The 18547-nt window shown below is 64.0% G+C and carries 16 protein-coding genes; 12 read left to right on the top strand and 4 right to left on the bottom strand.

Annotated elements, in window-relative coordinates; translation table 11 throughout:
• Positions 1 to 37: 37 nt before the first annotated feature.
• Complete coding sequence (secG, locus tag IM737_RS02625; RefSeq protein WP_236898086.1) at positions 38 to 565, bottom strand: preprotein translocase subunit SecG; 528 nt, start codon at positions 563 to 565, stop codon at positions 38 to 40.
• Positions 566 to 675: 110 nt separating this feature from the next.
• The gene (tpiA, locus tag IM737_RS02630) at positions 676 to 1431 is read right to left on the bottom strand and encodes a triose-phosphate isomerase (protein ID WP_236898087.1); all 756 of its coding nucleotides are present in this window, start codon (positions 1429 to 1431) and stop codon (positions 676 to 678) included.
• A gap of 122 nt (positions 1432 to 1553) precedes the next feature.
• Between tpiA and IM737_RS02635 the strand changes: the two genes are divergently transcribed.
• The 8 genes from IM737_RS02635 to lexA all read left to right on the top strand — a co-directional run bounded on the left by IM737_RS02635 (position 1554) and on the right by lexA (position 9978).
• Complete coding sequence (locus IM737_RS02635; protein WP_236898088.1) at positions 1554 to 3425, top strand: peptidylprolyl isomerase; 1872 nt, start codon at positions 1554 to 1556, stop codon at positions 3423 to 3425.
• Between the two features lie 39 nt (positions 3426 to 3464).
• Positions 3465 to 4973: an anthranilate synthase component I gene (trpE, locus tag IM737_RS02640; RefSeq protein WP_236898089.1), complete on the top strand. Its 1509-nt coding sequence runs from the start codon at positions 3465 to 3467 to the stop codon at positions 4971 to 4973.
• An 84-nt stretch (positions 4974 to 5057) separates the two neighbouring features.
• Positions 5058 to 5657 (top strand): anthranilate synthase component II, encoded by a 600-nt coding sequence (locus IM737_RS02645; RefSeq protein ID WP_236898090.1) that lies wholly within the window; start codon positions 5058 to 5060, stop codon positions 5655 to 5657.
• Positions 5654 to 6673 (top strand): anthranilate phosphoribosyltransferase, encoded by a 1020-nt coding sequence (gene trpD / locus IM737_RS02650; protein WP_442874164.1) that lies wholly within the window; start codon positions 5654 to 5656, stop codon positions 6671 to 6673. Before IM737_RS02645 ends, trpD begins: the two co-directional genes overlap by 4 nt.
• Entirely contained in the window at positions 6673 to 7485 is an 813-nt protein-coding gene (gene trpC, locus IM737_RS02655; RefSeq protein ID WP_236898094.1) for an indole-3-glycerol phosphate synthase TrpC, read from the top strand. Before trpD ends, trpC begins: the two co-directional genes overlap by 1 nt.
• Positions 7485 to 7961 (top strand): cyclic pyranopterin monophosphate synthase MoaC, encoded by a 477-nt coding sequence (moaC, locus tag IM737_RS02660; RefSeq protein WP_236898096.1) that lies wholly within the window; start codon positions 7485 to 7487, stop codon positions 7959 to 7961. Before trpC ends, moaC begins: the two co-directional genes overlap by 1 nt.
• Positions 7958 to 9160, top strand: a complete 1203-nt coding sequence (locus IM737_RS20915; protein ID WP_272906542.1) for a molybdopterin molybdotransferase MoeA — start codon at positions 7958 to 7960, stop codon at positions 9158 to 9160. The genes moaC and IM737_RS20915 overlap by 4 nt, the downstream gene beginning before the upstream one ends.
• Positions 9161 to 9264: 104 nt before the next feature.
• Complete coding sequence (lexA, locus tag IM737_RS02675) at positions 9265 to 9978, top strand: transcriptional repressor LexA (RefSeq protein ID WP_236898098.1); 714 nt, start codon at positions 9265 to 9267, stop codon at positions 9976 to 9978.
• Between the two features lie 44 nt (positions 9979 to 10022).
• Here lexA and IM737_RS02680 read toward each other — a convergent pair whose 3' ends face one another.
• Together IM737_RS02680 and IM737_RS02685 are read right to left on the bottom strand one after the other, a co-directional pair.
• On the bottom strand, positions 10023 to 10451 hold the full coding sequence (locus IM737_RS02680) for a DUF2155 domain-containing protein (protein WP_442874165.1): 429 nt from the start codon (positions 10449 to 10451) through the stop codon (positions 10023 to 10025).
• Positions 10452 to 10461: 10 nt separating this feature from the next.
• Complete coding sequence (locus tag IM737_RS02685; protein ID WP_236899845.1) at positions 10462 to 10845, bottom strand: NADH:ubiquinone oxidoreductase subunit NDUFA12; 384 nt, start codon at positions 10843 to 10845, stop codon at positions 10462 to 10464.
• A gap of 192 nt (positions 10846 to 11037) precedes the next feature.
• On the opposite strand from IM737_RS02685, the gene IM737_RS02690 reads away from it, so the two are divergent.
• The 4 genes from IM737_RS02690 (at position 11038) to IM737_RS02705 (ending at position 18543) form a co-directional block, all read left to right on the top strand.
• Positions 11038 to 12114 (top strand): DUF4037 domain-containing protein, encoded by a 1077-nt coding sequence (locus IM737_RS02690; protein WP_236898099.1) that lies wholly within the window; start codon positions 11038 to 11040, stop codon positions 12112 to 12114.
• A 14-nt stretch (positions 12115 to 12128) separates the two neighbouring features.
• Positions 12129 to 12923: an APH(3') family aminoglycoside O-phosphotransferase gene (locus tag IM737_RS02695; protein ID WP_236898101.1), complete on the top strand. Its 795-nt coding sequence runs from the start codon at positions 12129 to 12131 to the stop codon at positions 12921 to 12923.
• Complete coding sequence (locus IM737_RS02700) at positions 12923 to 14104, top strand: MFS transporter (RefSeq protein ID WP_236898103.1); 1182 nt, start codon at positions 12923 to 12925, stop codon at positions 14102 to 14104. The genes IM737_RS02695 and IM737_RS02700 overlap by 1 nt, the downstream gene beginning before the upstream one ends.
• A gap of 716 nt (positions 14105 to 14820) precedes the next feature.
• Complete coding sequence (locus IM737_RS02705; protein ID WP_236898105.1) at positions 14821 to 18543, top strand: vitamin B12-dependent ribonucleotide reductase; 3723 nt, start codon at positions 14821 to 14823, stop codon at positions 18541 to 18543.
• Positions 18544 to 18547 lie beyond the last annotated feature (4 nt).

Here is an 18547-nt window from a genome sequence, read left to right on the forward strand (position 1 = left end):
TGTTTCCATCCCCCTCTTTGGTCTCGCCTCGCGGCGCTTAGTTCGTCGTCGGCGTAGCCGGCGACTCTGCCGGAGCGGCCGGTGTTTCGGTCGGGGCCTCGGGCACCGGCAGATCGCTGCTGGTTGCCGGGGCAGCCGCATCGGCAGCAGGCGCAGTTTCAGTGGCGGGAGCCACGTCTTCAGTCACCGGGTCAGTGCCGGCAGGTGCAGCCGGGTCACCAGCCGGAACCGGCAGGTCGGTGGTTGTGCCGCCATTGAGCGAATTGAGGGCATCGAGCACGCTGGTCGGCGCCGTACCGTCTTCGGTTGCCGTGGCACGATCGAGAATGCTCGATGTGCCGCGATCCAGTTCACTCAGAATCGTCAGGCCGATCGCCGTGGCAAAGAACAGGGTCGCCAGGATCGCCGTGGTCCGGGTCAGCAGGTTTGCCGAGCCGCGCGCGGTCATAAAGCCACCGCCACCGCCACCAATGCCCAGCGCGCCGCCCTCGGAGCGCTGCAGCAGGATGACTGCAATCAGCGCCAGGACGATCAGCAGATAGGCCACAATCAGGACATTCGCCATCGTGTCTCAGTCTAAAAAGCTATGCAAAAGATGGCGCGTCATACACGCCTCGCATGGCAAAGGCCAGAGCCCAGCCGGAATTTCCGGCCGGTCTCGGGTTTGCGGTTGAACTACACCGCGGAGATAATGGTGTAGAAGTCCTTTGCCAAGAGGCTGGCACCACCGACGAGCCCACCATTGACGTTCTCGACCTGCAGGATCTCCCGCGCATTCTGCGGCTTCAGCGAACCACCATAGAGAATGCGGACCGTAGCGCCCTTGTCGCCGAAGCGCTCGACCAGCTTGTGGCGGATCGAGGCATGCATCTTGGCGATGTCGTCATTGGTCGGCGTGCGACCGGTGCCGATAGCCCAGACGGGCTCATAGGCCACGATGACTTCATGCTGGCTGGCGGCATCGGGAATCGAGCCGGCGAGCTGACCGGCCACGATAGTCTCGGCCTGCCCGCTGTCGCGCTGCGCTTCGGTTTCGCCCACGCAGATGATCGGCTTCAATCCGGCGCCAATGGCAGCCTCGGCCTTGAGCCGCACCAGGTCGTCGGTTTCCGCGTGATTGGCGCGGCGTTCGGAGTGACCGACGATCACATATTGGGCACCCGCATCGGCCAGCATGCCTGCCGCAAGATCGCCGGTGTGGGCACCCGACGCCGCCGGATGGCAGTCCTGCCCGCCAGCCTGAATGCCGGCTGACGCACCCTGCCGGGCGACGGCCGCAAGGATGGTTGCAGGTGGGCAGATAACGACCAGGGCGCGCGGGGCTTCCCCCGTGGTGAGCATGCCGGCCAGGGCCGTCAACTCGTCGAGCGAGGCCCGGGTACCGTTCATTTTCCAGTTGCCCGCGATCAGCGGCGAGATTGTTGTCGTCACTCTTTGCTACTCCTGCCTCTTGCACCGGAACTGGGATTGCCCTAACCCCGGCAGTCAAATTGGATTACTAGTGCCTTGCCGCCATTGCGGTAAAGCCTGGGTTGCTGAACGGAACGTCTGAAATGCTCGATAGTTTGCGTGGTTTTGCAAAATCCTGGCCCGGCAAGATCATGGGCGGCTTCCTTCTGGTGGGTATCGCCGGATTCGGCATCAACAATGTGATCACCGATCTGGGCACCAATACCGTCGCGCGCGTTGGCAATGAGGAGATCAACTCCCGCCAGTTTCTGCGCGCCTATCAGAGCCAGCTCAACGAAGTCGCCCAGCAGATCGGCTCCGTGCCGACCACCGAGCAGGCAACCAGCCTCGGCATCCCCGGTATGGTGCTGCAGAATCTGGCGCAGGACGCGGCCCTCGATCAGATGGCCGACACTTTCGGCCTCGGTGTCTCGGACGACAAGCTGAGCGAAATGCTCCGCGCCGATCCATCCTTCCAGGGCACTCTGGGCACGTTCGATCCCAACGCCTTCACCCAGGTTCTGCAGATGAGCGGCCTCACCGAGGCCGAGTATTTCAAGGACCAGGGCGACGCCGCCCGGCGCCAGCAGCTGATCCTGAGCCTGTTCGGCGATACCGAGCTGCCGGCAACGGCATCGCAATTGATCAACCGCTACTCGGCCGATCAGCGCACGGTCGACTATTTCGTGCTCGACTCGTTCAACATCGAAACGCCCGCTGCCCCGACCGAAGCAGAGCTTGCGGCCTACCTGACCGAGCACCAGACCGAGTTCCGCACCGTCGAAACCCGCTCCGTGCAGATGCTGCGCCTGTCGCCCGCTGACCTCGCCAAGAACAAGGTCATTTCGGACGACGCCATCGCCGCCGAATATGAGCGCACCAAGGCCAACCTGACCAAGCCTGAGCGCCGCACCATCCAGCAGGTCGTACTCACGCCCGAGCAGGTCACCGCCTTCGAGGCCGGCCTCACCGCCGGCACACCATTCGAAACCCTGGTGACCGATGCCGGCCTCACCGCCACCGATCTGGGCACGCTGGCACAGGCCGACATCACCGATGCGAGCCTCGCCACCGCCGCCTTCGGCGTGGCGCAGGGCGGTTTCGTCATCATCGACGGCGCGACCGGCAAACGCGCGATCCACGTCTCCGCTATCGAGGCCGGTGGCGTGCCGACACTGGACGAAGTCCGCGACCAGATCGCGCAGAACCTGGCGCTGACCGAAGCCCGCAACGAGCTGGCCGACGTGCAGGACGGCATCGAGGAACTGCGCGCCGCCTTCCGGCCGCTGTCCGAAATCGCCGAGCGCTACAAGCTCGACCTCTATGAGGCCAATGTCACCGCCAACGGCACCGAGCTGGCCGTGCTGCCCGACCTGGCCGCCGAAGACACGCCGCGCGTTTCGCAGGCCATCTTCAAGGCCACCGAGGGTGCCCTCACGGCTGCCATCCCGCTGGCCGGCAACGGCAACCTCTATTTCGACCTGACCAAGGTGGAACCCGCCCGCGACCAGACCCTGGACGAAGTCCGTGATGCAGTGACCGAAGCAATGACCACCGAACGCACCAATGACGCGATCCTGGCGGCCACCGAAGAGGCAGTAAAGCGCCTCGACGCCGGTGAGGCGCTGGCCGATATCGCCGCCTCCTACAACGTGTTCCCGCAGCTCAGCGCCCCCTTCACGCGCTTCGGCGCCGCCGATGGCAGCATCGATGGCACGGTGGCCTCTGCGGTCTTTGCCGGTGACGCCACCCATCACGGCTCGGCTGTGAGCGGCAATGGCGAGTTCATCGTGTTCCAGGTCGTCGATCTCGTGCAGGCCGAAGGGCCGCTCGAAGCGGCGGCCAACGATCAGCTCGAGAACGAAGTGCGCATCGGCCTCTATGGCGATTTCGTTTCCGCCGTCCGCGACGAAGCCGGGCTGCGCATCAACCAGCAGGCTTTGAGCCAGGCGCTGGCACTCACCACCGGCCAGTAGTCACTGGCCGGACCACCCTCGAAACTGGACACAACACCGATGGGCGACGACGTCTTTCAGCGCTTCTCCGAGCAATATGCTGCTGGAAAGTCGCAGATCGTCTGGCGTCGCATCGTGGCCGACCTGGAGACGCCCATCGGCACCTATCTCAAGCTCGCCGAGGGCCGCAAGAACACGTTCCTGCTCGAATCCGTGCAGGATGCGGCGGTGCGGGGTCGCTATTCGATCATCGGTACCCAGCCCGACGTGATCCTCAAGGTCGAAGCCGGGTCCGCCGCCATCAACCGCTCGGCCCAGATCGACGAGACCGCATTCGAGCCCCTGCCCGATCTGCCGCTCGATGCGCTGCGCGGCCTCGTGGCCGACAGCAAGATCGATGTTCCCGCCGGTCTGCCGCCGCAGTCCGCCGGCGTCTACGGCTATCTCGGCTACGAGATGGTCCGCTACATGGAAGTGCTGCCCGACAGCAATCCGGACCACCTGCAGACGCCCGAAGCGGTATTGATGCGGCCATCGCTGCTGGCCATCTTCGATACGCTCAAGGACGAGCTCTATCTGACCGCGCCTGTTTACGTTCGAGACGGAGTCTCAGCGAAGCAGGCTTACGAGGCTGCCGAGGCGCGCATCGACGATGCCATCGGTCGGCTCGGTCGAGCCATGCCAACCACGCCTGCCCTGCCCGATCTTGAGTCTATCGCGGTCACCAGCAACACTTCGAAAGACCAGTATTTCGCGATGGTCGCCAGGGCCAAGGACTACATCACGGCCGGGGATATCTTCCAGGTCGTACTGAGCCAGCGCTTCTCGGCCGATTTCACCCTGCCCCCGACAGCGCTCTACCGCGCCCTGCGCCGCACCAATCCCAGCCCCTACATGTATTTCCTCGATTTCGGTGGCTTTGCCGTTGCCGGATCGAGCCCGGAAATCCTGGTGCGGGTGCAGGATGGCGAAGTCACCATCCGCCCCATTGCCGGCACCCGCAAGCGCGGCTCGACACCGACCCGCGACCAGGAACTGGCGGCAGAATTGCTCGCCGACCCCAAGGAACTGGCCGAACACCTGATGCTGCTCGATCTGGGCCGCAACGATGTCGGCCGCGTCGCCAAGACGGGCACCGTCAAGGTCACCGACAAGTTCTTCCTGGAATACTATTCCCACGTCATGCACATCGTTTCCAACGTCGTGGGCGTGCTCGATCCGAAATACGACTTCGTCGACGCTCTCTCCGCCGGCTTCCCCGCCGGCACCGTCTCCGGCGCCCCCAAGGTGCGGGCCATGGAGATCATCGACGAGCTCGAAAAATCCCGTCGCGGCATCTATGGCGGCTGCGTGGGCTATTTCGGCGCCGACGGCACCATGGATACCTGCATCGTGCTGCGCACCGCCATCCTCAAGGACGGCAAGCTCTATGTGCAGTCCGGCGCCGGCATCGTTGCCGACAGCGTGCCTGAACTCGAGCAGATGGAATGCGAAAACAAGGCCCGCGCCCTTTTCAGCGCCGCCGAGGAAGCGCTACGCTATGCCGGCGAGGCGAGGATCGGGCAATGATGGCGCAGCCAGTGTTTCAACATCGATGGCGGAACTGGTTCTGAGCACTGAACCCGTTTCCCACAGCCGCGCTGGAGCCACCAAATGACCCGCACGCTCGTCATCGATAACTACGACAGCTTTACCTACAATCTCGTCCACTTCCTGGGCGAACTCGGCGCCGATATCACGGTGCACCGCAACGACAAGATCACCCTCGACGAAGTCGCGGCCATGGCGCCCGACGCCATCGTGCTGTCGCCCGGTCCCTGCACGCCGAATGAGGCCGGCATCTGCCTGGCACTCATCGAGCGCTTCGCCTCCACCACACCGATCCTGGGGGTCTGCCTCGGCCACCAGGCCATCGGTCAGGCCATGGGCGGCGACGTGATCCGCGCGCCGCACCTGGTGCATGGCAAGACCAGCAAGATCCACCATACCGGCAAGGGCCTGTTCCGCGGCCTCAACAACGATTTCGAAGCGACACGCTATCACTCGCTGATCGTCAAGCAGGACACCCTGCCCGCGACGCTCGAAGTCACGGCCACAACCGCTGACGGCCTGATCATGGGCATGCAGCACAAGACGCTGCCAGTCCACGGCGTGCAGTTCCACCCCGAAAGCATTGCCAGCGAAAACGGCCATGCCCTGCTGCAGAACTTCCTGAACCTCGCCCGCGACTTCAACCAGAAGCGAGCAGCGTGATGGATATCAAGGCAGCCCTCCACAAGATCGCCGACCGCCGCGACCTGACCGGCGAGGAAATGCGCGGCGTCATGCGCGTCATCATGGCGGGCGAAGCAACGCCCAGCCAGATCGGCGCCTTCCTGATGGGTATGCGCGTCAAGGGCGAGACTGTGGTCGAGATCGCTGCGGCCGTCTCGATCCTGCGCGAGCAGATGGTCCCGGTTTCGGCCCCCGAACACGCCATCGACATCGTCGGCACCGGCGGCGATGGTGCCGGCACGCTCAATATATCCACCGCCAGCGCCATCGTGGTTGCCGCATCGGGCGTTCCCGTGGCCAAGCATGGCAATCGCGCCTTGTCGTCCAAATCTGGCGCATCGCAGGTGCTGGAAGCGCTTGGCGTCAAGCTCGACCTGACCCCGGAGCAGATAGGCGCCTCGATCGACAAGGCCAGCATCGGCTTCATGTTCGCGCCCAGTCACCACCCGGCGATGAAGCATGTCGGCCCGTCACGCGCCGAAATGGGCACGCGCACACTGTTCAACCTGCTTGGTCCACAATCCAACCCGGCCGGCGTCCGCCGCTACCTGCTCGGCGTCTATGACGAACAATGGGTCGAGCCCGTGGCCGCGGCCTTGCTGGCCAACCGGGCCGTCAAAGCCTGGGTTGTCCATGGCAGTGATGGCCTTGACGAAATTACCACGACAGGGCCGACGCATGTTGCCCAGATCGCGGGCGGGAGCCTCACCACGTTCGAGATCAGCCCCGAGCAGTTCGGCCTGCCCCGCGCCACGCTCGACGACCTGCGCGGCGGCGATCCGGCCGACAATGCGCTGGCCCTGACGGCCCTGCTCGATGGTGCGCCCGGCGCCTACCGTGATATCGTCCTGCTCAACAGCGCCGCAGCCTTGTTCGTGGCGGACCGTGTAGACACCATAGACACCGGCATTGCCCTGGCGCGCGCCGCCATTGATTCAGGCAAGGCCAAGCAGACCCTCGCCCACCTCGTGGCGGTATCCAACGGACGAGATTGATGACCGACATCCTCAAGCAGATCGAAGCCTATAAGCGCGAGGAAATCGCCGCCGCCAAATCCATGCGCCCCTGGGCCGAAGTGGTGGCGCAGGCGCATGATCAGCCGCCGACGCGGGGCTTCGTCAAAGCCATCAAGGCCAAGCGCGCCCAGGGCAAATATGCCCTGATCGCCGAGGTGAAGAAGGCAAGCCCGTCCAAGGGCCTGATCCGCGCCGATTTCAATCCGTCCGAGATTGCCCGGTCCTACGAACTGGCAGGCGCCGCCTGCCTCTCCGTGCTCACCGATCGCCCCAGCTTCCAGGGCTCGCCCAGCTATCTGATCGAGGCCCGCGCTGCCACTCAGCTCCCCGTGCTGCGCAAGGACTTCCTCTTCGAGACCTACCAGGTCGCCGAAGCCCGCGCCTGGGGCGCAGACTGCATCCTTATCATTCTCGCTGCCGTGGGTGACGACGTCGCCCGCTACCTGCTCGACGCCGCCGAAGAGTGGAAGATGGACGCGCTGGTCGAAGTGCACGACCAAACCGAGCTCGATCGCGCCGTGGCGCTTGGCGCGGAGTTCATCGGCATCAACAACCGCAACCTGCGCACCTTCGAGACCACGCTCGAAACCTCGGTGAACCTGGCCATAGGCGTGCCGAAAAGCACGCTGCTGGTCAGCGAGAGCGGCATCGTCAATCATGACCATGTCGTGATGCTCGACCAGCGCGCCGGCATCGGCACCTTCCTCGTCGGCGAAAGCCTGATGCGCCAGGAGGACGTCACAGCCGCTACCCGCGCCCTGTTGATGGGCGCCCCGCAGGCCGTCCGCTGATGGCCGCAGGCCTGACCCATCTCAACGCCAAGGGCGAAGCCCATATCGTCGATATCGGTGACAAGGCGGTTACGCGTCGCCGCGCGGTGGCCCAGGCCCGCATCGTCGCCCGGCCCGAAACCGTCGCCACCATCATGGCCGGCGGCCTCAAGAAGGGCGACGCTCTTGCTGTGGCCCGCATCGCCGGCATCATGGCCGCCAAGAAGACATCCGACCTGATCCCGCTCTGCCATCCCATCCCCCTGACCAAGGTCAGCGTCGAGATCGAAGCGGATGGCACCGAGGCGATCCTGATACACGCCACCGCCGAAACCACAGGCCAGACCGGCGTCGAGATGGAAGCGCTCGTCGCTGCCTCCACGGCTGCGCTCACGCTCTACGACATGGCCAAGGCCATCGACCGCGCCATGGTGGTGACCGACATCTGCCTGCTGGAAAAATCCGGCGGCAAGTCTGGCGACTTCGTCCGCGCATGAGCCTGCTCCCGGTCGACGACGCCATCGCCGCCATTCTTGACCGAGTGCCGACGTCGCAGGCGGAGACAGTACCGCTGACCGAAGCCATCGGCCGCGTCCTGCTCGAGCCCGTCATAGCCACCCACGACCAGCCCCCCTTCAATGCCAGCGCCATGGACGGCTACGCCATGCGCGCCGCCGATGTGGTGGACGGGCACCGCCTCGCCGTCATCGGCACCTCGCAAGCCGGCATGGGCTTCGAGGGCACCGTCGAGCCCGGCCTGGCCGTCCGCATCTTCACCGGCGCGCCGCTGCCAACCGGCTCCGATACCGTGATCATGCAGGAAGAAGCCCGCGCCGCCGACGGCTTCGTCAGCTTCACCGCCCCTGCCCGCCTTGGCCACAGCGTCCGCCCTAGGGGTAACGACTTCGCTACCGGTCAGGAACTGCTCGCTGCCGGCACCCGCCTCACCCCCATGCAGATCGCCGTGGCCGCCGCCGCCAATGCCGCCCACCTCACCGTCGCCCGGCGGCCGCGCATCGCCATCCTGGCCACCGGCGACGAACTCGTGCTCCCCGGCTCCCCCCTCGGCCCCGACCAGATCGTCGCCTCCAACAGCATCGGCCTCGCGCCGCTCCTCGCCCCCTATGCGGAAGAGATCGTCGACCATGGCATTGCCCGCGACGACCGCGATCACCTCCGCGCCAAGTTGACCGCCATCTTCGCCACCGAGCCCGACATCGTCATCACCACCGGTGGCGCCAGCGTCGGCGATCACGACATCGTCCAGCAGCTGCTCGTCGAACTGGGAGTCGGCGTCGATTTCTGGCGCATCAACATGCGCCCGGGCAAACCGCTGATGTTCGGCACCCGCGGCAAGACGCTGATCTTCGGCCTGCCGGGCAATCCCGTCTCGGCCCTTGTCACCGCCCATGTCTTCATCAAGCCGGCTTTGCGGCACTGGCTGGGCCATGCCGAACCGCAAGCCTGGCAGTTGCCGCTGGCCAGCCCGACGCCGCCCAACACCGCCCGCCGCCACTTCATGCGCGCCCAGCTCGTCCACACGCCCTCGGGCCCCGAGCTGCAGCCCATCTCCCAGACCGATAGCGGCCACACCTCGTCCCTAGCCCATGCCGACATGCTGATCGTCCAGCCGGAAAACGATCCCGGCCAGGCCGCCGGAACGATCGTCGAAGCCCGCCCCATCGACGCCTTCTGATATCGGCGGCATCTACTACGCGGTGTTTCTTGGGATATTGCAGAACATAACTAGAACAAGTATAACTGTTCTGCCTACGTTCCGATTCTCTCCCCGAGGGGCCCATGCTAACGCGCAAACAACACGAGCTGCTGATGTTCATCCACGAACGGATGAAGGAAAGCGGCATCCCGCCATCGTTCGACGAGATGAAGGATGCGCTCGATCTGGCGTCCAAGTCGGGCATTCACCGGCTTATCACGGCGCTGGAAGAACGCGGCTTCATCCGACGCCTGCCCAATCGGGCGCGAGCCCTCGAAGTGGTGAAGCTGCCGGACTCGATGAACCCGTCGCTCGGCGGCCGCAAGGCGCGCTTCGAGCCATCGGTGATCGAAGGCAATCTGGGCAAGGTGGCGTCACCGCCATCCCGCGTGACATCCATGGACGACTATGCCCGTCCGATCGCCATTCCGGTCATGGGCCGCATCGCGGCCGGTACGCCGATCGAGGCCATCCAGACCCATTCGCACACCATCATGGTCCCACCCGAAATGCTGGGATCAGGCGAACATTATGCGCTCGAAGTGCGCGGCGACTCGATGATCGACGCCGGCATCTTCGATGGCGACACCGTGCTCATCAAGAAGCAGGACGCTGCCTCGACCGGCGAGATCATCGTCGCTCTCGTGGATGATGAGGAAGCCACCCTCAAGCGCCTGCGCCGCAAGGGCAATACGGTTGCCCTCGAAGCCGCCAACCCGGCCTACGAAACCCGCATCTTCCCGCCTGATCGGGTCAAGGTCCAGGGTCGGCTGGTCGGGTTGCTGCGCAAATATTGATGTAGAAAGGCAAGGCCACGCACCAGCGTGGCCTTTTTGTTTGCCTAGTCCCGCGCATCCGGTGGCGGCACGTCTGAACTGACCTTGCACTCGATCAGCCACACATCATAGACGGCATGGTCGACCGCATTCAGCGCCGGGCTGTCGGCGAACATCCAGCCGGTGAAGATGCGCCTGGATGTGCCGGTCAGGCTGCGCTGGTCGACTTCAAGAAAGGCCGACACACGCTGGGTCTCGGTTGGCGGGCGGCTGTAGCAGGCCCGTGGCGTGATCTCGAGCGCGCCGAACAGCACCGTCTCATCGATATAGACATCGAAGCGGGTGATGCGGCCGGTGATCTTGTCGAGGCCGGCAAAGGTCGCCACCGGGTTGGCGATCGGCTGCGCCATAATGGGAACGACAAGGCCAGACACCGCCAGCGCTGCCGACAGCGCCAGGCCCTTCAGCATTGAAAACGGGGCGATGCGGCGCAAGGCGCCGTCCTTATTCCGGCGACCAGGCGTCGTAATCGCCGGTCACGCGCGGGCGCTCGCCGGATTTGAGCAGGCTGCCTTCCGGGCGATAGGCGGCGGCCGTACCGGTCAAGTTGGCCTCATGCGGCTTTTCCCAAGCCTTGGCGACATACTTGGCCTGGCTGGGAACGACGTCCGTGCGGTGGTGCATCCAGCCGTGCCAGCCCGCGCCAATGGTCGAGGCATCGGCATAGCCGGCATAGGTCACATAGCGCCGGTCGGCCTTGCGATCCTGGTAGTATTTGTTGCCGAACTCGTCGCTGCCGACATAGTCGCCGAAGCGCCAGATCCACAGCCGCGTCCCCCAGGTCTGCCCGCTCCACCAGGAGAAGATTTCAGTGAGGAACTGGGTGATACCGGATTTGGCCAATTGTCGATTCCGCCGTCGAGATATTCGAGTTGAGGCGGTTTAGCATGGTCGCTCCCGTCAGCATAGGGCCGCCGGGATGGTGTGATCCGGAAATCATGCCTGCAATCTCAGTCGCCCCATGACCTTGGCCGGTACGGTCAAGTCTGCGACAAGGCAACACGCACCTGGGAGGCAATGATGCAGGGTATCGAGCTGTCGCGCCACTTCTACGTCGATGTCGTCTGCCCATGGCTCGACGCAGCTGCCCCTAACCTCCAGCATGCGGCCGCGCTGATCGGCTACGGTTCAGAGCTCCTCGGCTTTGACGACGAGATGTCACAGGACCACAATTGGGGCGCCCGGGTGCATCTCTTCCTCTCGCAGGATGACTTCGATGTGCATGCCCATCGCTTGGTCGATGCTTTCACCACCGAGGCGCCCAGGCAGTTTATGGGCGAGCCGATCCAATGGCGCAGTCGGCCCCATCCCGCGGCCAGCGGACGCTGGGCCGCAGGCGCGGTAGAGCACGGCCTCGAAATTCACACCATCGAGGCGCGCCTTGCCGGGGGTCTGGCCCTTGAGTCCGTGGATTCGATCACGCCGCTGCAATGGCTCGGCCTGTCCGAGCAACGCCTTCTCGGCTTCACGGCGGGTGCCGTCTTTCATGACGATGGCGACCGCCTCGGCAAGGTCCGTTCGGCCCTGTCCTACTTTCCCCGCGACATCTGGCTGTACAAGATCGCCTGCCAGTGGCGCCGCATCGGCGAAGAGCAGGCCTTCGTGGGCCGCACGGGCATGGTGGGAGATGAAATCGGCTCCCGCGTCATCGCGGCCCGCCTGGTGCGTGATGTGATGCGCATGGGCTTTCTGCTTGATCGTCGCTATGCGCCCTACCCCAAATGGTTTGGCAGCGCATTCGCCAGGCTGCCCATTGCGACGACCCTGTCGCCCCTGCTGGAACGCGTCCTGGTGGCGCCCGACTGGCAGGAGCGCGGCGAGGCCCTGGCCGCCGCTTACCTCGCCTTGGCGAACCGCCAGCGGGCCGACGGCATCGGTGATGTGTTTGAGCCGGTCATTGGGCCGTATCACGAGCGTCCCTTCGCGACGATCAACGTGGACGAGATCGGCGCGGCGACGGCAAGACCAATCGAGGATCCCTTCCTCAAAGCCCTCCCCATTGTCGGCTCATTGGACCAGGTGACGGACCTGACGCCTGTGATCGAAGACCCGGCCGGCGCACAACGGATGATGCATGCTCTGCTTGGCCCTTCTTGAGGGGAAATAGTTTGATGGGGACCGATTCCATCGTTCGCCTCGCCCCTATGTTGCCAGCCCGGCTGGCGCATCTGGCGGACTGGTCCTGGCATCAGGTCACGCTCGGCCGCTCCGATGCGACCGTCTGGCGCGCCGACAAGGGTGACGATCGGGTGTTTCTCAAGATTGCACCAATCCACCTGCTGAGCGAGATGCCCGGCGACATTGCCCGGCTGCAATGGCTGGCCACCGCCACGACCATCAAGGCGCCCCGTGTTCGCGAGGCCTTTGATGCGGATGGCTGCCACTGGTTGCTGATGAGCGCCCTGCCCGGCAGCGACCTCAGTCAATTGTCGGACCGGCCCGATGATCTGATCCTAGCCTTGGCGAGCGGCCTTCGCGCCCTGCACGACCTCGACATCGCCACCTGCCCCTTCGATCACGCCCTCGATGCCAAACTTGCAGCCGGCGCTGCCAATGTCGCTGCCGGGCTCGTGGACGAAACCGATTTCGACGACGCCTTCGACGGCTGGACCGCAACGGCCGTGCTCGACTGGCTGCTGGCACACCGACCCGCCGCCGAAGACCTCGTCGTCTGCCATGGCGATGCCAGCCTGCCCAATCTTATGGCCGATGGCGCTAACCTCACCGGGATCATCGACTGCGGCCGGCTGGGCGTTGCCGATCGCTGGCAGGACCTAGCCATTGCCTGCCGCAGCATCATCTGGAATTGCGGCCAGGAGCATGTCGCCCCGTTCCTGGCAATCTACGGCGCAGCCTGGGACGAAGACCGCTACCGCTACTATTGCGCGCTCGACGAGCTGTTCTGATGGCGATGCGGCGGTTCCTCGGCACCTACTACGCCTATGTGTTCCTCTTCGACTTCATGCTGGCCTACGCCATCTACACGGCCTTGTTCGAGCTCAAGGGCATATCGATTGCCGAGATCGGCATGCTGCTGGCCTTCTGGTCGGCGTCGGCCATCGTGCTCGAAATGCCCTCCGGCGCACTGTCCGACCATTTCGACCGACGCGTGCTGCTGGTCATCGCGCCGCTCCTCAAGGCGTTGACCTTTGTCTGCTGGGGCGTCGCCAATGGCAATTTCTGGCTCTATGGCCTGGGCTTCCTGTTCTGGAGCGCCGGTCAGGCCCTGCAGTCAGGGACGCGTGAGGCCCTGCTCTATGAGCGACTCGCCGAAGCCGGCCGGAGTGACGAGTTCGACAATATCCTGGGGCGCGACGCGGCGGCGGAGGGCATTGGCATCGGTGCCGGCACATTGTTCGGCGGCCTCGTCGCCCACTTCAATATGGATTGGGCCATCTGGCTTTCCATTCCGCCTTTGCTGCTGGGCGCGGGCCTCGCGATCGGCCTGCACGACAATCGCCGAACTTACGCGGCAGACGACGGCGAAACCCCCACCACCTATCTCTCTCACTTTGCCGACGCTATCGGCGAGTTTCGGCGCCACGCCGACCTGCGCTTCGTCACGGTCTATATGGCCGTCGGCCTCATCACCTTCGAGCTGCTGGAGGAATTCGACCAGCTCTACTATTTGGCCGTGGCAGTGCCGATCTGGCTGTGGGGCGTGTTGGGCGGTGCGGTGGAACTGCTCTACGCGGCAGCCAGCGTCTGGGCACACCGCCTGTCCGGCCGCCCGTGGCTCGCCTGGGCCTTGCCGCTGCTGGGCGGCGCCTTGCTGGTCGCGGCCTCGCTCGGCGACAACCCGTGGTATGTGCTGCTGCTCGAACTGGCCTATGTCGCTATCGCCCCTGTAGCCGTCCTGGCTGAAGCCCGTTTCCACCGCATCATGGATGGCCGCAGCCGGGCGACGACCACGTCAGCGCTGGTGGTCGCCCAGAATGTGGCGGGTATCGCCGCCACGCTGATGTTCGGATTTGTTGCCGATTGGCTCGGTATCCTGCCAGCCTATGGCTGGGCCGGCTTGGCCATGTTGCCCATCGCACTCTGGGTGTGGCTCGGGCAGCGCCGGGGTATGCGCGCCATCGACTAGTGCCACGCCCTCGTGGTTCGAGGCGCTGAAGAAGCGCACCTCACCATGAGGGCTGTTCTTAACTCGGTATACTAGTAGTCCTCATGGTGAGGTGCGAGCTCTTGCGAGCCTCGAACCACGAGGGCGTGGCACGATGCGCCTATGGCGCTAGTACTAGCGCTAGTGGTCAAACCCACAGGTGCCACTATCTTGCCAAAATTTCTTCGCTTGACACCCCCTGACCGTCGCGATTCTGTCATCTGCGACCATGGTTACCACCCCGTTAAGGCGCATCGGCAACAGGCGATCATCAAGGATTCCCGTGGCCTTAGCGGCACTTTCTCGGCTCACATATCGCCACTTCACGCACCGGCTCAAGGCACATAAATCGCGCCTCGCAACACCGCGTTTTCCTTGCAGTTTGTCCCCGTAATCCACATATTAGGCCTACTAGTGGTTGTCGTGACGAGCACCCCTACCACTAGACCTTGTGATTTCTGGCGTTGACGCGTCGTTTGAATCGGCAGAGTGTTTTCGACGGCCCCCAGCACTCCCTGTTGTGGGCAAGTCCTCGGTAGGAGCGCTGGCATTTAGACCGGCGCGCATCGGGGCACAGGCAAGATTTTGGGTCCGCCACACGGGCCCGGTTGGTGAAGCGTCAACACAGATTTGGATGAGAAGCCGGGTTCCGGCTCGCGGGCATTTGTGTGCCCGTCATATTGGGGAATACGACGACAATGCGCATTGAACGCCGCTTTACGACCGCCGACCAGGATCGCTACGGCTCGATCGAATTCCGCTCGGCCACCAGCGAGATTCGCAATCCTGATGGCTCGGTGGTCTTCAAGCTCGAGAACATCGCCATCCCCTCGACCTGGAGCCAGGTCGCGGCCGACATCATTGCGCAGAAGTATTTCCGCAAGGCCGGCGTCGCCAAGGTTCTGAGGAAAGTCGAAGAAAACTCCGTGCCGTCCTGGCTGTGGCGCTCCGTCCCCGACGAAGCTGCGCTCGCCAAGCTGCCGGAAGCCGAACGCTACGGCTCGGAAATGGACAGCCGCCAGGTGTTCGATCGCCTGGCCGGCACCTGGACCTATTGGGGCTGGAAGGGCGGTTATTTCGCCTCCGAGGAAGATGCCCGCGCCTTCTTCGACGAACTCGCCTTCATGCTCGCCACCCAGCGCGTTGCCCCCAACAGCCCGCAATGGTTCAACACCGGCATGCACTGGGCCTATGGCATTGATGGCCCCGGCCAGGGCCATTTCTATGTCGACCCCTTCACCCACAAGCTGACCAGCTCCAAATCGAGCTACGAGCATCCGCAGCCGCATGCCTGCTTCATCCAGTCGGTCAATGACGACCTGGTCAACGAAAACGGCATCATGGACCTGTGGGTTCGCGAGGCCCGCTTGTTCAAGTACGGTTCGGGCACCGGCACCAATTTCTCGGCCCTACGCGGTTCGGGCGAAAAGCTCTCCGGCGGCGGTCGCTCGTCGGGCCTGATGAGCTTCCTCAAGATCGGCGATCGCGCTGCTGGCGCCATCAAGTCGGGTGGTACCACCCGTCGCGCCGCCAAGATGGTCGTCCTCGATATCGATCACCCCGATGTGGAAGAATACATCAACTGGAAGGTCAAGGAGGAGCAGAAGGTCGCCGCGCTCGTGACCGGCTCCAAGGTCGTCTCCAAGCACCTCAAGCTCATCATGAAGGCCGCCGTGAACTGCGAAGGTTCGGGCGACGACTGCTTCGACGTGGCCAAGAACCCCGCCCTCAAGCGCGAAGTCCGCGCCGCCAAGAAAGCCCTGGTGCCGGAGAACTACATCTTCCGCGTCATCCAGTTCGCCAAGCAGGGCTATACCGATATCGAATTTCCGGTCTACGACACCGATTGGGACAGCGAGGCCTACCTCACCGTCTCCGGCCAGAATTCCAACAATTCCGTCCGCGTCACCGATGATTTCCTGCGCGCCGTCGAAGGCGACAGCGACTGGAACCTGACCTCCCGCAAGGATGGCAAGACCGTCAAGACGCTGAGGGCCCGCGATCTCTGGGAACAGGTCGGCTATGCCGCCTGGGCCTCGGCCGATCCCGGCATCCAGTATCACACCACCATCAACGAGTGGCACACCTCGCCCGAAGCCGGTCCGATCAATGCATCGAACCCCTGCTCGGAATACATGTTCCTCGACGACACCGCCTGCAACCTGGCCTCGGTCAACCTGCTGCCCTATCGCAATGCCGATGGCTCGTTCGACACGTCATCCTACGAGCACACCGTCCGCCTCTGGACCATCGTGCTCGAAATCTCGGTGATGATGGCGCAGTTCCCGTCCAAGGCCATTGCCGAACGCTCGTTCGAATACCGCACGCTGGGCATCGGCTACGCCAATATCGGCGGCTTCCTGATGACCTCAGGCATTCCCTATGACTCGGCCGAAGGCCGCGCCATTGCTGGTGCCGTGACCGCCATCATGACCGGCGTCAGCTACGCCACCTCGGCCGAAATGGCCAAGGAGCTCGGCCCGTTCAAGGACTACAAGCGCAACGCCAAGCACATGCTGCGCGTCATCCGCAACCACCGCAACGCCGCCCACGGCAATGCTGATGGCTACGAGAACCTCAGCATCAATCCGGTGCCGCTCGACCATGCCAGCCTGATCGACGGCGCTCTCTCCGAGCGCGCCAAGGCCGCCTGGGACAATGCCCTCGCCCTCGGCGAGAAGCATGGCTACCGCAATGCGCAGGTCTCGGTGATCGCCCCGACCGGCACGATCGGCCTGGTCATGGATTGCGACACCACGGGCATCGAGCCCGATTTCGCCCTGGTCAAGTTCAAGAAGCTCGCCGGTGGCGGTTACTTCAAGATCATCAACCGCGCCGTGCCGCCGGCTCTGCGCACCCTCGGCTATGCCGAGCACCAGATCGCCGAAATGGAAGCCTATGCCGTCGGCCATGGCAACCTGAACCAGGCTCCGGGCGTCAATCCCTCGACCCTCAAGGCCAAGGGCTTCACCGACGACAAGATATCAGCGCTCAATGCCGCGACCGCCTCGGCCTTCGACATCAAGTTCATCTTCAACCAGTGGACCCTGGGTGTCGATTTCCTCAAGTCCCTCGGCGTCACCGAAGAGCAGATGAACGACTTCTCCTTTGAGCTGCTGCCCTTCCTGGGCTTCAGCCGCAAGGACATCGAAGCCGCAAACCTGCACGTCGTCGGCGCCATGACGCTCGAAGGCGCGCCGCACCTCAAGGCCGAGCATCTGCCGGTCTTCGATTGCGCCGCCCCCTGCGGCAAGATCGGCAAGCGCTCGCTCTCGATCGAGTCGCACATCCTGATGATGGCTGCCGCTCAGCCCTTCATCTCGGGCGCCATCTCCAAGACCATCAACATGCCCAATGATGCGACGGTGGAAGACGCCAAGGAAGCCTACATGCTCTCCTGGCGCCTGGCCCTCAAGGCCAACGCGCTCTATCGCGACGGCTCCAAGCTTTCCCAGCCGCTCAACTCCTCCGTTCTCGCCGCTGCTGACGAGGACGACGATGAGGATCACGTCGAAGAGCTGATGAGCATGAATGCGGCCGCCCGCGTGCCGCAGATTGCCGAAAAGATCGTCGAGCGCATCATCGAGCGCGAAGTGGAAGTCCGCTCCCGCGAAAAGATGCCCGATCGCCGCAAGGGTTACACCCAGAAGGCGGTCGTTGGCGGCCACAAGGTCTATGTCCGCACCGGCGAATATGACGATGGCCGCATCGGCGAGATCTTCATCGACATGCACAAGGAAGGCGCCGCCTTCCGCGCCATGATGAACAATTTCGCCATCGCGATTTCGCTGGGCCTGCAATATGGCGTGCCGTTGGACGAATATGTGGAGGCCTTCACCTTCACCCGCTTCGAGCCTGCCGGCATGGTCATGGGCAATGATCGCATCAAGAGCGCGACGTCGATCCTCGACTACGTGTTCCGCGAACTGGCCGTCTCCTATCTGGACCGGGATGACCTCGCCCATGTCAATCCGGACAGCCCGACCTCGCTCGGCAAGGGCGTTGCCGAGGACAAGGCCGCGCGCATCGCTGCGCCCGCCCCTGCCCCGGTGCCCGCCGAGCGCTTTGTCTCCCGCGGCATGACCCGTGGCCGCGTCGCCAACAAGAACCTGATGATCGTCTCGGGCGATCACCAGACCTACAATCCCGTCCAGGCGATGCAGACCTCAACCGTGACGGCGCTCCGCTCCGCCACCGCATTGAAGCAGGAAACCCAGCTCGCCCCGGCAGCGTTTGCTCCCGCCGAACTGAGCCCCATCCCAAGCCCACCCCCGGGCAAGGACACAGGCCTGCTCCGCGCCGAAGCCCAGATGAAGGGCTACACGGGCGACCAGTGCACCGAGTGCCATAACTTCACGATGGTGCGGAACGGCACGTGCCTGAAGTGCGATACTTGTGGGACGACGACTGGGTGTAGCTGAGGGT

Origin of the sequence: Devosia sp. SL43 (genome assembly GCF_021729885.1) — a bacterium.
In the GTDB taxonomy this organism is placed as follows: domain Bacteria; phylum Pseudomonadota; class Alphaproteobacteria; order Rhizobiales; family Devosiaceae; genus Devosia.